Origin of the sequence: Kineococcus siccus (genome assembly GCF_009906795.1) — a bacterium.
GTDB classification, from domain to species: Bacteria; Actinomycetota; Actinomycetes; order Actinomycetales; family Kineococcaceae; genus Kineococcus; species Kineococcus siccus.
On the sequence record NZ_JAAALN010000111.1, the window covers coordinates 1 to 14,265 of the forward strand.

Sequence of the window (14,265 nt, forward strand, 5' to 3'; positions counted from 1 at the left end):
CCCCGGCGCCGCTGCCCGCCCCCGAGGGCGCGGGCGCGCTGTGGCGGTTGCCGGCCGACCTCGGCCGGCGGTTCGCGGAGGTCAGCGGCGACGTCAACCCGCTGCACCTGTCCGCGCTCTCGGCCCGGGCCCTGGGGTTCCGCCGGGCCCTGGCGCACGGCGTGTGGACGGCGTCGCACAGCCTCGCCTCGCTCGGGGGGCGGCCGGCGCCGGCCGCCCGCTTCGCCGTGGAGTTCGCCGCGCCCGTGCTGCTGCCCTCGACGGTGCGGCACGTCGTGCGCGAGCAGGAGGTCGACGGCCGGCGGGGCTGGAGCACCGCCGTGCGCAGCCGCGACGGCGCCCGGCTGCACCTGACCGGACGGCTCGAGCCGCGCTGAGGGCGGTCGCCCGCCCGCGGGGTGGCGTGGTCTGCTGTCCGCCGTGCCGTCGACCTCTCCCACCAGCGACCCGCGACCCGCGGGCCCCCCGACCGTCCTGCTCCTGGGGGGCCGCAGCGAGATCGGGCTCGAGGTCGCCGAGCGGCTGGTCCGGGCGGGCGCACCGCACGTCGTCCTGGCCGCGCGGCGCAGCAGCGACCTCGCGGGAGAGGTGGCGCGCCTGCGGGCGGCGGGCGCCCTCGACGTCGAGGTCGCCGAGTTCGACGCGGACGACGTGGCGAGCCACGGCCCCTTCCTGGCCGACGTCGTCGCCCGCCACGGCGCCCTCGACGCCGTGCTCGCGTTCGGGGTCCTCGGCGACCAGGCGCGCGCCGAGGTGGACGCCGCTCACGCCGTCGCGGTCGTGCACACCGACTTCGTCGCCCAGGTCAGCGTGCTCACGCACCTGGCCACGCTCCTGCGGGCCCGCCGGGCCGGCCGGATCGTCGTGTTCTCCTCGATCGCCGGGGCCCGCGTGCGCCGCGCGAACTACGTCTACGGCTCCGCGAAGGCCGGGCTCGACGGGTTCGCCGGCGGCCTCGCCGACGCGCTCGCGGGCAGCGGAGTGCACCTGCTGCTGGTCCGCCCCGGCTTCGTGGTCGGCCGCATGACGACCGGCATGTCCCCTGCGCCGCTGAGCAGCACGCCGTCGCAGGTCGCCGACGCCGTGGTCGCGGGCCTGACCGCCCGGCGCGACGTCGTGTGGGTGCCCGGCCCGCTGCGGCTGCTCGCGGCCGCGATGCACGTCACCCCGCGCGCCGTGTGGCGCCGCGCACCGCGCTGACGCCCGCGGGCCCCGCCCCCGCACCGACGCCACGACCTGAGGACCGCCACCTCTCCACGTACGGTGGGCCGCGTGCAGAACGCCGAGGCGCTGACCGCCGCCGACCGCCTGGACGGTCTCCCCTTCACCCGCAAGCACCGCCGGCTCCTCGTCGGGTCGGGGGTGGGCTGGGCGCTGGACGCCATGGACGTCGGGCTCGTCGGCTCGATCATGGTCGCGCTCTCCGTGCAGTGGGGGCTGAGCGCCGGCACCGTCTCCTGGGTCGCCTCCGTCGGGTTCATGGGGATGGCGATCGGCGCGAGCGTCGGGGGCCTGCTGGCCGACCGGATCGGCCGTCGTCAGGTGTTCGCGCTGACCCTGCTCGTCTACGGCCTCGCCACCGGTGCGGCCGCGCTCTCCTGGTCGGTCGGGGCGCTGCTGGTGTTCCGGTTCCTCGTCGGCCTCGGTCTCGGCGCGGAACTCCCGGTCGCCTCGACGCTGGTCAGCGAGTTCGCGCCGCGGCGCATCCGCGGTCGCGTCGTCGTGGTGCTGGAGGCGTTCTGGGCCGTCGGGTGGACGCTCGCGGCCCTGATCGGCTACCTCCTGGTGCCCACGGGCGACGACGGCTGGCGGTGGGCGCTCGCGGTCGGCGCGGTGCCCGCGGTGTACGCCGTCGTGGTGCGGCGCGGGCTGCCCGAGTCGGTGCGCTTCCTCGTCAGCCGCGGCCGGACGGCGGAGGCCGAGGCCGTCGTCCGGGAGTTCGAGGCGTCCGCGGGGGTCGAGCACCCCGAGGGCGGACTGGTCGCCGAGGTTCCCGACACGGCGCGCCACAGCATCTGGGCGCCCGTCCTGCGGCGCCGGACGGGGGCGCTGTGGGCCGTCTGGTTCTGCGTGAACTTCAGCTACTACGGCGCCTTCACGTGGATCCCCAGCCTGCTCGTGGCGGACGGGTTCAGCCTCGTGAGGTCGTTGCAGTTCACGCTGATCATCACGCTGGCGCAGCTGCCCGGGTACGCGCTGGCCGCGTACCTGATCGAGGTGTGGGGCCGGCGGCGGACCCTGTCGGTGTTCCTCCTGGGCTCGGCCGTCGCGGCGGTCCTGTACGCCAGCGCGGACGCCCCGTCCTCGATCCTGGCCGCCGGGATGCTGCTGTCGTTCTGCAACCTCGGGGCCTGGGGCGCGCTGTACGCCGTGACCCCGGAGGTCTACCCGACCGCGGTGCGCGGACGGGGCGCCGGGTCGGCCGCCGGGTTCGGCCGGCTCGCCTCGATCCTCGCGCCGCTCGCCGTGCCCCTGCTCGTCGGGTGGGGCGGCACGGCCGCGGTGTTCGTCGTGCTGGCGGTGTCCTTCGCCCTCGCGGCGTCGGCGAGCCTCGCGCTGCCGGAGATGCGCGGCGAGGCCCTCGAGGACGCCTGACCCCTGGCGGACCGGACGTCACCAGCCGCGGGCACGCCACTCGTCGAGGTGCGGCCGCTCGGTCCCGAGCGTCGTCGGGGCGCCGTGGCCGGGATGCACGACGGTGTCGTCCGCCAGCTCGGCGAAGAGCCGGGCGGACACGTCGGCCAGCAGGGACGCGAAGTCGTCCGCGGAGCCCCGCGTGTTGCCCACGCCGCCCGGGAACAGGGAGTCGCCCGTGAAGACGCGCGCGGGGGCGCCGGGCAGGACGAGCGCGACCGAACCCGGGGTGTGGCCGCGCAGGTGGCGCACGAGCAGGCGCAGGTCGCCGACCTCGACGACGTCGCCGTCCGCGAGCCGGCGGTCGACGGCGACGGGCAGGTGGTCGGCGTCGAGCTCACCCGCGGCCGTGCGGGCCCCCGTCGCCGCGACGACGGCCTCGAGCGCCCCGACGTGGTCGTGGTGGCGGTGCGTGGTCACGACGAGCGCGAGCCGCCCCTCGGCATCGCCCTCGCGCGCGAGCGCCAGCAACCGCTCGGGTTCCGCGGCCGCGTCCACGAGCAGCTGCGTGCGCGTGCGCCGGCAGGTCAGCAGGTAGGCGACGTTGTCGCCCGGGCCGACGTGCGCCTCCCGGAGCTCGTAGGCGTCCGTCAGCACGGGCGGCGTCACAGGTCCCTCACGACGCAGGCGGGGGGCAGGCGGTGCGGGACAGCGGGCTCAGCGCTCCTGCAGCTCGCGCGCGGGCACCGCGGGAGCCGTCAGGTCGATGACCCGGGGCGCGGCCGCGGGGCGCTCGACGTGGCGGCGGCGCAGGTACGCGGCGGCGAAGGCGAGCGCGGCGACGGCGTAGAACACCGCGCGACCGGGTTCGGCCGCGGCCGCGAAGCCCCCGACGAGCAGCGCGCAGCCGACGGCGCCGATCGCGTGCACCAGGTCCATGAAGGACGACCACACATCCACCCGACGATCGTCATCCTCCGTGGCTGTTCCCGCACGGTGGGGAGGGTCGGACCACCGCTCTGCCCGACTCCTCCCACGTTGGGTGATCGCCGATGACGTGGAGTGAGGGCGCCGCTCAGCCGTCGCCCGCGAACACCCGGAGCAGCCGGGCGACCTCCGCGCGCACCGCGGCGCGCCCCGGCGCGAGGTACCTCCGCGGATCGCTCAGCCGCTCCTGCTGCGCGAGGACCGCCCGGACCTCGGCCGTGAGCAGCTGGTTCAGCCGGGTGCCCACGTTGACCTTGACGACGCCGCGCGCGATCGCGCGCCGCACGCCCTCGTCGGGCACGCCCGAGGAGCCGTGCAGCACGAGCGGCACGTCGACGGCCGCGGCGAGCGCGGCGATGAGGTCCTCGTCGAGCACGGCGTCGCGGCTCGCCATGGCGTGGGAGGAGCCGACGGCCACCGCGAGCGCGTCCACGCCCGTGGCGGCGACGAAGGCCGCGGCCTCGGCGGGGTCGGTGCGCACCCCCGGGGCGTGCGCGCCGTCCTTGCCGCCGACCTCGCCGAGCTCGGCCTCGACCCAGCACCCGACGGCGTGGCAGCGGCTGGTCACGGCGGCCGTGCGCGCGACGTTCTCCGCGTACGGCAGGGCCGCGCCGTCGAACATGACCGAGCGGATCCCCAGCGCGAGACCCTCCTCGACCAGCGCCTCGTCCTCGACGTGGTCCAGGTGCACGAGCACCGGCACCGTCGCCGCCTCCGCGAGGCTCAGGCACGCGGCGGCCAGCGGGCCGAGGGACCCGTGGTACTTCACCGCGTTCTGCGAGATCTGCACGACGACGGGCAGCCCCGCGTCCTGCGCTCCGCTCACCACGGCCTCGGCGTGCTCGAGCAGGATGACGTTGAAGGCGCCGATCCCGCGTCCGCCGCCGCGCAGCCGTCCCACGACGTCCGTCCCGTGCGTCCTCACGACTCCTCCAGGGGGTCCGGCTGTTCCGTCAGGTGCGGGGGAGCGACGTCCTCGACGTCGACGAGGCCGAGCCACCGCTCGCGCGCGGGGCCGTCGACCTCGCCGGCCACGGGGCGCAGCACGCACGCCGCCGAGGTCGCGACCACGTCCGCCAGGACCGTCGGCCAGGGCAGGTCGCCGGGCGCGGTCCGGGCCAGGTGCAGCGCGAGCGCGGCCGCCGCGGCGTCACCGGCGCCCGTGGGGTTGCCCGCCACCACCTCGACGGGGCGGGCGCGCCACGCGCCGCGCGGGGTGAGCGCGACGACGCCGTGCTCACCGAGGGTCGCGACGACGGCCGGCGCCCCCCGGGCGAGCAGACCGCGGCCGGCGGCGAGGACGTCGGCGAGCGTGCGTGGTTCGCCGCCGACCAGCTCGGCGAGCTCGTCGCGGTTCGGCACCAGCACCGCACCGCTGCCGACGGCGGCCCGCAGCGCGGCGCCGGACAGGTCGGCGACCACGGGCACGCCGTGGCGGCGGCACCGCGCGGCCAGCCGGGCGGGGAGGTCGGCCGGCAGTCCCGGCGGCACGCTGCCGGAGACGACCACGGCACCCGCGCCCCGGGTGAGCTCCTCCTCGAGCACCGCGAGGACGGCGTCGCCGGTGCCCGGGCGGGGTGCTGCGCCGGGTTCCTGGAGGCTGGTCGTGGTGCCGTCCGCGGCGACCACAGCCACGGTGCGGCGCACGGCCGGCAGCGACGGGACGAGGCGGTGCGGCAGGTCCAGCGCGGCCAGCCCGGCGGCGAACTCGTCGCCGCCGTGCGCCGTGGTCAGCGCGACCACGAGGCTCGACCCGCCGAGGGCCCGCACGACCGAGGCGACGTTCACGCCCTTGCCGCCCGCGCGCGAGCGCACGTGCTGCACCCGGACGGTCCTGCCGACCTCGAGGGCCGCGACCTCGTAGGTGACGTCCACCGCGGGGTTGAGCGTGATCGTCAGGACGCGTCCGCCCGGCCGGACCTGCGCACCCGTCACGGCGCCGGCGGGTTTCCGGTGGCGGTGCGGCGCACCGGCTGTGCGGGAGGGGCGACACCGGCGCTCCCGCGAGGGTCCGCGTCCGCTGCCGGGAGCGGCCCGGACCGCAGGCGCCGGACCTGGCCGGCGTCCAGGGGGTGGCCCGCCAGGCGTGCGGCGTGCACGGCGGCCCCCAGGTGCGGGGGGAGGAGGGGGTCGCGCAGGTCGTAGCGGCCCGGGACCCGCCTCACGGCCTCGCGGAAGGAACCCAGCACGTGCGGGTTCGTGAACATCCCCCCGGAGTAGGAGACGGGCACGGGGTGGCCGGCGTCGAACCCGAGGGCGTCGGCCTGGACGTCGACGAGGAGCGCGAGCTCCCGACCGGCCTCGCGCAGGATCTCCAGCGCCGCGGCGTCCCCCGCGTCGGCCGCCTCGGCGACGGCCCGGCTGAGGGCGGCGATCTCCGCGCGGTCGCCGTGCCAGCGGTTCAGCACCACGTCGACGACGTCGAGGTCCGTCGTCAGGTCCATCGCGCGGCGCATCGCGGCCTGCAGCGGCCCGCCCGGACGGCGGCCGTCGGCCATGCGGCTGAAGGCGTTCAGGCCCCGGACGCCGACCCAGCACCCGGAACCCTCGTCGCCGAACACCTCGCCCCACCCGCCGGCGCGCGCGCTGCGGCCGTCGTTCTCGCCGTAGGCGATCGACCCGGTGCCCGCCACGACGTTGATGCCGTCGACGCCGCCGAGCGAGCCGGCCCACCCGCAGACCATGTCGTTGCCGCACGTGTACCGGTCGGTGCCGAGGACGCGTCCCGGCAGGGCGTCCAGCGCGGGGACGTCGCCGCTGACCTCCCCGTAGGCGGGCAGGCCGAAGAACGCGTGCGAGATCTCCGCGGGCGTGGTGCCGGCTGCGCGGCAGACCTCCTCGACCCCCTGCCGCAGCAGGGGTTCGACGACGCCGAGCCCGTTCATCAGGTAGTAGGTGCTCGCGGTCCGGGCCTCCGCGACGAGGGAACCGTCGGGCCCGAGCAGGCAGAACGCCGTCTTGGTGCCGCCTCCGTCCACGCCGAGGAACACGTCAGGTCCTCGGCAGCGGGTGGATGCGCACGCCCTGCACGACGCGGTTGACCTCGCCGCCCGGGAACGGGTCGTCGGGGGTGAGCCCGGCGGCGACCGAGCACGCCAGCGCCGTGGCCTGGGCGGGCAGGACGGCCACGAGGGCCCACACCGCGTCGGGCCACCCCGCCCCGCGGGGCACGCGCCACCACCGGGCGCCCGCGGGTTCCTCGTCGTCGACGACGGCCACCCGGTCGGGTCCGAGGGCCGCGAGGAGCTCCGCCGCGATGTCCTGGTCGTAGACCCGGGTCCCGGGGTCGCCCGAGAGGTACACGACGGCCAGGGTCGCGTCGTCGAGGACCGCCTTCGGCCCGTGCCGGAACGCCATCGAGGAGTCGCCGAGGGCCGGCAGGCCGCCCGCGGTGAGTTCGAGGCACTTCAGCGCCGACTCGGAGGCGAGGCCCTTGAGCGGCCCGGAACCCAGGTACACCAGGCGCCGCGGGTCCGTGGCCGCCACCCCGGTCGCGAGGTCGGCCAGCCCGTCCAGCACCTCGGTGGCCGCGTCCGCCAGGGCGTCGACGTCCACGTCGACGCCGAAGCACAGCAGGGTGGCCAGGGCCATCGCGGTGAACGACGACGTCATGGCGAAACCCCGGTCGTTCGACTCCGGCGGCAGCGTCACCACGACGGCGTTCTCCGCACCGGCGCAGCGGCGCGCGAGCTCACCCTCGGCGTTGCACGTGATGACCAGGTGGTGCACGGCCGGGGCGAGCGCGTCGACGACGTCGACCGCGGCGACGGACTCGGGGCTGCTGCCGCTGCGGGCGAGCGACACGAGGAGCACGGGGTGGTCGCCGGCCAGCACGGACCTCGGCGCGGAGACGACGTCGGTCGTCGCGACGGCCTCGACCTGGCGGCCGAGCAGGCGGCTGAGGTCGGGGGCGACGACCTGGCCCGCGAAGGCGGACGTGCCGGCCCCGGTGAGGACGACGCGGGTGCGGGGGTCGGCGAGCGCGGCCGCGAGGAGCCGGTCGACCTCGTCGCGCAGACCGGCGACGCTGCGGGCCGTCCCGCGCCAGACCTCCGGCTGCTGGCGGATCTCCCGCCCGGTCCAGCTGCTGCTGAGGAGGTCGTTCCCTGTCGCCATGCGGACGGGCCTTCCTGTCGGTGCCGTGACCGGGACGCTACTGGACGAGCGGCTCGCCTCGGGCGGACGGCACCCGCGGGTCGAGCGTCAGATCGCCTTGCCCGGGTTGAGGATCCCGAGCGGGTCGAACGCCGCCTTGATGCTGCGCTGCAGCGCCAGGGAGTCGTCGCCGAGCTCGTCGCGCAGCCAGGCCCGCTTGAGCAGGCCGACGCCGTGCTCGCCGGTCAGGGTCCCGCCCAGGCGCAGCGCGAGGGTGAACACGGCGCCCGCGGCCTCCCACGCCGGGCCCTCGGTGACGCTCTCGCCCCGGGGGACGACGACGATCGGGTGCAGGTTCCCGTCACCCGCGTGCGCGATCGTCGCGATGCGCACGCCCGTCCGGGCGGAGATCGCGGCGATCCCCTCGACGGCCGCCGCCAGCTGCGAGCGGGGGACCGCCACGTCCTCGATGAACACGTCGCCGGTCCGCTCGAGGGCCGGCAGGCCGGCGCGGCGGGCCGCGAGCAGCTCGTCCGCCTCGACCGGGTCCGTGGTCGACCGCCAGTGCGCCGCGAACCGTCCCACGACCTCGCCCAGCGCCTCGATGTCCGCCCGCGCACCCCGGCCGTCGCACTGCGCGATGAGCATCGCCGACCCCGCGGCGCGCAGGGTCGTGCCCCGCGCCGCGTCGACGGCGACGAGCGTGGCCTCGTCGAGGAGTTCCAGCACCGACGGCTGCAGGCGCGCCGCCGTGATGGCCGACGCCGCCGCCGCGGCGGCGCCCACGTCGCCGAAGTGGGCTGCGAGAGTAGCCGTCACGTCGGGGCGGGGACGCAGCCGCACGGTGGCCCCGACCACCACGGCCAGGGTTCCCTCCGACCCGACGACCAGGCTCGTGAGGTCGTAGCCCGCGACGCCCTTGACCGTCTGGCGGCCCGTGCGGACGCGACGCCCGTCGGCCAGGACGAGGTCGAGGCCGAGCACCGACTCCCGGGTGACGCCGTACTTCGCGCAGCGCAGGCCGCCGGCGTTCGTCGCGATGTTCCCGCCGATCGAGCAGTAGGCGGCGCTCGCGGGGTCGGGGGCGTAGAACAGCCCGTGCTCGTGGGCCGCGGCGTCGAGGTCGGCGGTGAGGACGCCGGGTTCCGTCACGGCGACCTGGTCGGCGGGGCGCAGCTCGAGGATCCGGTCCATCCCCGACAGGTCGAGGACGACCTCCCCGGCGTGCGCCGAGGCGCCCGCCGCGAGCCCCGAGCCGGCGCCGCGCGGCACCACCGGCACGCGGTGCGCGCTCGCCCAGCGCAGCGTGTCGACGACGTCCGCGACGCTCGTCGCGCGCACGACGCCGTCGGGCAGGGTCGCCGGCCGGTGCCCCGAGCGGTCGGTGGCCACGGCCTCGCGGTCGGCCGTCGCGGTGCGCAGCGACGGCGGTGCCCCCGCGAGGGCGGCGAGGTGGGTCGTGTCGGTGCTGGCCACCTCCCGACAGTAGTTCCGTCGCGGTGCGGGACCGCGGAGGGTCGAGGGCTCAGCGGTCCCGGTGGGCCGGCGCGGTGACCGCGCGGTAGGTGCGCTCGATCGACCGCCGGGCGGGTTCCCCGAGCAGCTGGGCGACGCTGACGTACAGGCAGTCCACGACCATCAGGGAGCTCGTGCGGCTGGCCATCGCCCCGGCCCGCAGCGCGGTCTCGCGGCCCGCCGCGAGCAGGACGTGGTCCGCGGCGGAGGCCAGCGGGGAGGACGCGGTGCCCGTCAGGGCCACGACGGCGGCGCCCCGGGCGGACGCCTCGCGCGCCGCGCCGACGACGTCCGGCGTGCGCCCGGAGTGGCTGACGGCGACCAGCACGTCCCCGGCCTGCAGCCCCGCGGCCGAGACGAGGGCCGCGTGCCCCTCGGTGCGCGGCCGGCCGACGAGGCCGAGGCGGGCGAGCTTCGCGTCCAGGTCGAGGGCGACGACGGCCGAGGTCCCGATGCCGCAGCAGTCCACGACCCGGGCCCGCGCGACGGCCTCCGCGGCCGCGGTCAGGGCGGTCACGTCCAGGGTCCGGGCGGTCGCCGTGATCGCCTCGGTCTCCAGCGCGGCCAGGGTCGCCACCACCTGCGCGGGGTCGCTCGTCGCGGTGGCCGTCAGCAGGTCCGGAGCCGGGGGGCGGGCCCCGTCGACGGCCGCGGCCGCGAGCGCCAGGCGCAGCTGTGGGTAGCCCGCGAACCCCAGCGACCGCGCTGTGCGCACGACCGTCGCCTCGCTCGTCGCCGTCCGGAGCGCCAGCCCGGTCACCGTCAGCTGCGCGCACGCGCCCGGGTCCTCGAGCAGGGCCTGCAGGACGCGCGCCACGGAGACCGTCGCGGACGGGATCGCCGCCAGCAGGTGCGCGGGCAGCGCGTCCGGTCGTGGGGCCTGCACGCGACCTCCCGGTCCTGCGCCGGCGGGCGCCGACGCTGGCGCTTACCTTCACCGCCGTCTAGCATCGTGTCAACTTCCTTCACCGACGGCTGGAGCCGCCATGAGCACGCCCGTCCTCGGCCGCCTCGTCCGGGCGGAGATCGCCGAGCAGCCGGCCGTCGCCGACCGCGTGCTCACCTCGGCCGGGGGTGAGCTGACCCGCCTGGCCGCCGTCCTGCGCGAGGCGGCTCCGCGCGCCGTCCTGCTCACCGCCCGCGGCACGAGCGACCACGCCGCCCTCTACGCCAAGTACCTCGTCGAGGTCGGCCTCGGCCTGCCCTGCGGGCTCACGTCCACGTCGACGCTCACCGTCTACGGAGCCCGGCCGGACCTGCGGGGCGTGCTCTGGATCAGCATCAGCCAGTCCGGCGGCTCACCGGACCTCGTGGAGTCCACGGCGGCGGCGCGGCGCGCCGGCGCCCTCACGCTCGCCGTCACCAACAACCCGCAGTCGCCGCTGGCCCGGGCCGCCGAGCACCACCTCGACGTGCACGCCGGGCCGGAGCTCGCCGTCGCGGCGACCAAGAGCTACACCGCGCAGCTGCTGACGCTGTGGCTGCTCGTCACGACCTGGCGCGGCGCCCCGACGACGCCGGCCGCGGCCGTGCCGGGCTTCCTCGCGGAGGCCGTCGCGGCCGACGACGTGCCGCAGGTCGCCTCCCGCTACCGGTTCGTCGACCGCCTCGTCACGACGGCGCGCGGCTACTCCTACCCCACCGCTCGCGAGGCGGCGCTGAAGCTCATGGAGACGTCGTACCTGTCGGCGCAGGCCTTCTCGGCCGCGGACCTCATGCACGGCCCGCTCGCCATGGTCGACGCCGACCGGCCCGTCATCGCCGTGGTCGCCGACGGCCCCGGTGGTGAGGCGATGGCGCCCGTGCTCGCCGCGCTGCGCGACCGGGGCGCCGACGTCTGCGCCGTCGCCCCGCCGCACCTGGCCCCCGACGCCACCGTGCGCCTCGGGCTGCCCGCAGGGATGCCCGAGGACCTGGCGCCCGTGGTGCAGATCGTCCCGCTGCAGCGGCTCGCGCTCGAGATGGCCGTCGCGCGCGGCCTCGACCCCGACGCGCCGCGGGGCCTGCGGAAGGTCACGGAGACGCGGTGAGCGCGGTCCTCGTCACCGGCGGCACCGTCCACACCGGGCACCGCATGCTGACCGACGGCTGGGTGCTGCTGCGCGACGGGGTCGTCGCCGACCTCGGCGCCGGGACCGCACCCACGACGGCGGACGAGGTCGTCGACGCGCGCGGTGCGCACGTCGTGCCCGGCTTCGTCGACCTGCACTGCCACGGCGGGGGCGGGGCGCAGTTCGGCGGCACGGGCGACGCGGCCGTCGCCGCGGCCCGGACCGTGGCCGCCACCCACCGCGCGCACGGCACGACGACCCTCGTGGCGAGCCTCGTCAGCCGCCCCGTCGCCGAGCTGCGCGAGACCGTCGCGGCGCTCGCCGACCTCGTCGCGGACGGGGTCCTCGCCGGGGTCCACCTCGAGGGGCCGTGGCTGAGCCCGGCGCACCGCGGGGCGCACGACCCGGACCAGCTGCGGCACCCCGAGGCCCGCGAGGTCGAGGCGCTGCTGACGGCGGGCGGCGGCGTCGTGCGCGTCGTGACCCTCGCCCCGGAGCTGCCCGGCGGCCTGGACGCCGTGCGGCGCATCGCGGGGCACGGGGTCGTCGCGGCGGTCGGGCACACCGACGCCGACGCCGACGGCGTGCGGACGGCCGTCGACGCGGGAGCCTCGCTGGCCACGCACCTGTTCAACGCCATGCCGCCCGTGCACCACCGCGAACCCGGGCCCGTCCTCGCCCTGCTGGAGGACGAGCGGGTCGCGGTGGAGCTCATCGCCGACGGCGTCCACCTGCACCCCCTCACCGTGGCCCACGCGGCGCGCAGCGCGGGGCCGGGGCGCACCGTGCTGGTCACCGACGCCATGGCCGCCGCGGGTGCGGCGGACGGCACCTACCGCCTCGGCGACCTCGAGGTCGAGGTCGTCGACGGGACCGCGCGCCTGGCCGAAGGCGGCTCGATCGCGGGCAGCACCCTGACGCTCGACCGGGCCCTGCGCCACGCCGTCACGGTCGCGGGGGTGGCCTTCGCCGACGCGCTCGCGGCCGTGACCCGGACGCCCGCCCGGCTGCTGGGACGCGCCGACGTCGGGCACCTCGAGCCGGGGGCGCGCGGCGGCGCCGTGCTGCTCGACCGCGGGTGCAACGTCCTGCGCGTGCTCTGACCGGACAGGGCGGCGCACCGACCCCGGGGTGGGCCGGGGTCGGCTCAGGGGCGCCTCAGGGTCCGTCCCCGATGCCCGCGGGCCCCGCGCGCGGCCAGGCTGGCGGCACCGGATCCGCTCTCGCGGGTCCCCGGCTAGAGGAGCCCCACCGTGAACAGCGTCCACGAGACCTTCGCCCGCCAGGGCATCGTCCGCACCCGCGACGACCGCGTGCTCGGCGGCGTCTGCGCCGGCCTCGCCCGGCGCTTCGGCACCGACCCGTGGGCCGTGCGCGCGCTCTTCGGCGCGACGCTCGTCGCCCTGCCGGGCAGCCAGCTGCTCGTCTACCCGCTGCTGTGGGTGCTCGTCCCCGACGAGGCTGCGACCTCGGCCGAGACCCACCCCGCGGTCTGAGCGCGGGGGCGGCTCACAGCCCGCCGATGGGCGGCTCGCCCGTGTCGGGCACGAGGACCGGGGTGTCGGCGCGCAGCGTCCGGCCCGCGAAGAAGTCGGTGAGCCGCCGCGCGCACAGCAGCATGAGGGGGACGCCGAGCACGAGCATGCCGACGCCGATGACGAAGACGCCGCCGAGCGGGCCGAACACGGTGTAGCCGTAGTCCTTGCCCGCCATGTCGACGGCGCTCTGCAGGAAGGCCCACAGCATCGCCAGCCCGCCGAGCAGCGGCAGCACCCCGCGCAGCAGCAGGTTCCGCACCGACCGGCGCAGCGACGACCGGAACCACCAGACGCACGCGAACGCCGTGATGCCGTAGTAGAACGCGACCGCGAGGCCCAGCGAGGCGATCGAGTCCTGCAGGGCGTTCTGGCTCACGAGGGTCAGCACGAGGTAGAACCCCACGGCCGAGACGCCCATGACGGCGGTCGCGAACGACGGGGTCCGGTAGCGCGGGTGGACGGTCGCGAAGCGCTGTGGCACAGCGCCGTAGACGGCCATCGCGAGGGCGCCGCGCGCGGTGGGCAGGATGGTCGTCTGCGTCGAGGCCGCGGCCGAGACCGCGACCGTCAGGAGCAGCAGGGCCGACAGCGCCGCGCCGCCCACGGGGTCCCCCAGCAGCGTCAGGACGTCGTCGGCGTTCTCCTCGTTGCCCAGCCCGATCCCGGTCGTGCCGAACCCCGCGTAGGCCTGCACGGCCACGGCGACCAGCACGTAGGTGACGACGAGGATGACGGTGGCCAGCAGGGCCGCGCGGCCGGGCGTCCTGTCCGCGTCGCGGGTCTCCTCCGAGACCGCCAGGCAGGCGTCCCAGCCCCAGTAGATGAAGACGCAGAGGATGACGGCCTCGGCCAGCGCGGAGGCGGTCACGCCGAAGGGGGAGAACCAGTCCCACGCCGGCGCGACCGCCTGCGGCCCCGCGTCCCCCGTGCCCACGAGCCAGAGGGCACCCACCGAGATGACGGCCAGCACGCCGAACTGCAGCAGGATCAGGACGTTCTGGACCTTCTCGGAGATCTGGATGCCGCGGTAGCTGACCCACGTCATCGCGGCGATGAAGGCGATCCCCAGGCCGACGCGCACCACGGGCTGCTCGGCCAGGCCGTCGAGGCCGATGAACCGCAGCGAGTAGATCGCGGCGATCTCGGCGACGTTGGCGAGCACGATGATGGCGGAGACGGCGACGCCCCACCCGCCCATCCACCCGACCCAGGGACCGAACGCCTTGGTCGCCCAGGTGAAGGTCGTCCCGCAGTCGGGGGCAGCGCGGTTCAGCTCCCGGTAGGCGATCGCGACGAGCAGCATGGGCAGGAAGGCGACGAGGAACATCGCCGGCGCCTTGTCGCCGACGGCGAGCACGACGTAGCCGAGCGTCGCCGCGAGGCTGTACGCGGGAGCCGTGGCCCCCAGGCCGATCACCGTGTTGCCCCACAGGCCGAGGGCCCCGGCCTGCAGGCCCTTGCCGGCGCCCGGGACCGCCGTGGGCGGTCCCGGGCGCCGGCAAGGG

Annotated in this window: 15 protein-coding genes; 6 read left to right on the forward strand and 9 right to left on the reverse strand. The window is 76.9% G+C overall.

Features of this window, described 5'->3' with window-relative positions; all coding sequences use genetic code 11:
- From GTR02_RS13080 to GTR02_RS13090, 3 genes are all read left to right on the forward strand, one after another.
- The coding region (locus tag GTR02_RS13080) for a MaoC family dehydratase (RefSeq protein WP_276610885.1) at nucleotides 1-377 on the forward strand (377 nt) is incomplete at its 5' end.
- A 43-nt stretch (nucleotides 378-420) separates the two neighbouring features.
- Nucleotides 421-1,200 carry a decaprenylphospho-beta-D-erythro-pentofuranosid-2-ulose 2-reductase gene (locus GTR02_RS13085; protein WP_166607939.1) on the forward strand — a complete coding sequence of 260 codons (780 nt, stop codon included), beginning with the start codon at nucleotides 421-423 and terminating at the stop codon, nucleotides 1,198-1,200.
- A 72-nt stretch (nucleotides 1,201-1,272) separates the two neighbouring features.
- On the forward strand, nucleotides 1,273-2,595 hold the full coding sequence (locus GTR02_RS13090) for an MFS transporter (RefSeq protein ID WP_338073792.1): 1,323 nt from the start codon (nucleotides 1,273-1,275) through the stop codon (nucleotides 2,593-2,595).
- A gap of 18 nt (nucleotides 2,596-2,613) precedes the next feature.
- Here the strand turns inward: GTR02_RS13090 and GTR02_RS13095 are convergent, their stop codons facing one another.
- The 8 genes from GTR02_RS13095 to GTR02_RS13130 all read right to left on the reverse strand — a co-directional run bounded on the left by GTR02_RS13095 (nucleotide 2,614) and on the right by GTR02_RS13130 (nucleotide 10,057).
- A complete protein-coding gene (locus GTR02_RS13095) occupies nucleotides 2,614-3,243 on the reverse strand; it encodes an MBL fold metallo-hydrolase (protein WP_338073793.1) in 630 nt (209 codons plus the stop codon).
- A gap of 48 nt (nucleotides 3,244-3,291) precedes the next feature.
- Complete coding sequence (locus tag GTR02_RS13100) at nucleotides 3,292-3,534, reverse strand: hypothetical protein (RefSeq protein ID WP_166607940.1); 243 nt, start codon at nucleotides 3,532-3,534, stop codon at nucleotides 3,292-3,294.
- Between the two features lie 115 nt (nucleotides 3,535-3,649).
- Nucleotides 3,650-4,486: a class II fructose-bisphosphate aldolase gene (locus GTR02_RS13105; protein WP_338073794.1), complete on the reverse strand. Its 837-nt coding sequence runs from the start codon at nucleotides 4,484-4,486 to the stop codon at nucleotides 3,650-3,652.
- Complete coding sequence (locus GTR02_RS13110) at nucleotides 4,483-5,496, reverse strand: hexose kinase (protein ID WP_166607941.1); 1,014 nt, start codon at nucleotides 5,494-5,496, stop codon at nucleotides 4,483-4,485. Before GTR02_RS13110 ends, GTR02_RS13105 begins: the two co-directional genes overlap by 4 nt.
- A complete protein-coding gene (locus GTR02_RS13115) occupies nucleotides 5,493-6,551 on the reverse strand; it encodes a BadF/BadG/BcrA/BcrD ATPase family protein (RefSeq protein WP_166607942.1) in 1,059 nt (352 codons plus the stop codon). The genes GTR02_RS13110 and GTR02_RS13115 overlap by 4 nt, the downstream gene beginning before the upstream one ends.
- Before the next feature lies 1 nt (nucleotide 6,552).
- Nucleotides 6,553-7,677, reverse strand: coding sequence for an SIS domain-containing protein (locus GTR02_RS13120; protein WP_166607943.1), 1,125 nt, complete (start codon nucleotides 7,675-7,677; stop codon nucleotides 6,553-6,555).
- A gap of 87 nt (nucleotides 7,678-7,764) precedes the next feature.
- On the reverse strand, nucleotides 7,765-9,132 hold the full coding sequence (locus GTR02_RS13125) for an FAD-binding oxidoreductase (protein ID WP_338073795.1): 1,368 nt from the start codon (nucleotides 9,130-9,132) through the stop codon (nucleotides 7,765-7,767).
- A gap of 49 nt (nucleotides 9,133-9,181) precedes the next feature.
- Nucleotides 9,182-10,057, reverse strand: a complete 876-nt coding sequence (locus GTR02_RS13130; protein ID WP_166607944.1) for an SIS domain-containing protein — start codon at nucleotides 10,055-10,057, stop codon at nucleotides 9,182-9,184.
- Between the two features lie 100 nt (nucleotides 10,058-10,157).
- Here GTR02_RS13130 and GTR02_RS13135 point away from each other — a divergent pair, with 100 nt between their 5' ends.
- From GTR02_RS13135 to GTR02_RS23235, 3 genes are all read left to right on the forward strand, one after another.
- Nucleotides 10,158-11,201 (forward strand): SIS domain-containing protein, encoded by a 1,044-nt coding sequence (locus tag GTR02_RS13135; RefSeq protein ID WP_166607945.1) that lies wholly within the window; start codon nucleotides 10,158-10,160, stop codon nucleotides 11,199-11,201.
- Nucleotides 11,198-12,325: an N-acetylglucosamine-6-phosphate deacetylase gene (nagA, locus tag GTR02_RS13140; RefSeq protein WP_338073796.1), complete on the forward strand. Its 1,128-nt coding sequence runs from the start codon at nucleotides 11,198-11,200 to the stop codon at nucleotides 12,323-12,325. The genes GTR02_RS13135 and nagA overlap by 4 nt, the downstream gene beginning before the upstream one ends.
- A 150-nt stretch (nucleotides 12,326-12,475) precedes the next feature.
- Entirely contained in the window at nucleotides 12,476-12,718 is a 243-nt protein-coding gene (locus tag GTR02_RS23235) for a PspC domain-containing protein (RefSeq protein WP_166607946.1), read from the forward strand.
- Nucleotides 12,719-12,731: 13 nt separating this feature from the next.
- Here GTR02_RS23235 and GTR02_RS13150 read toward each other — a convergent pair whose 3' ends face one another.
- Nucleotides 12,732-14,213, reverse strand: a complete 1,482-nt coding sequence (locus tag GTR02_RS13150) for an APC family permease (protein WP_166607952.1) — start codon at nucleotides 14,211-14,213, stop codon at nucleotides 12,732-12,734.
- Nucleotides 14,214-14,265 lie beyond the last annotated feature (52 nt).

What these genes read in the sequence shown, in the direction of transcription:
- GTR02_RS13120 (WP_166607943.1), bottom strand. Translation starts at nt 7,677, where the DNA reads ATGGCGACAGGGAACGACCTCCTCAGCAGCAGCTGGACCGGGCGGGAG.
- GTR02_RS13135 (WP_166607945.1), top strand. Translation starts at nt 10,158, where the DNA reads ATGAGCACGCCCGTCCTCGGCCGCCTCGTCCGGGCGGAGATCGCCGAG.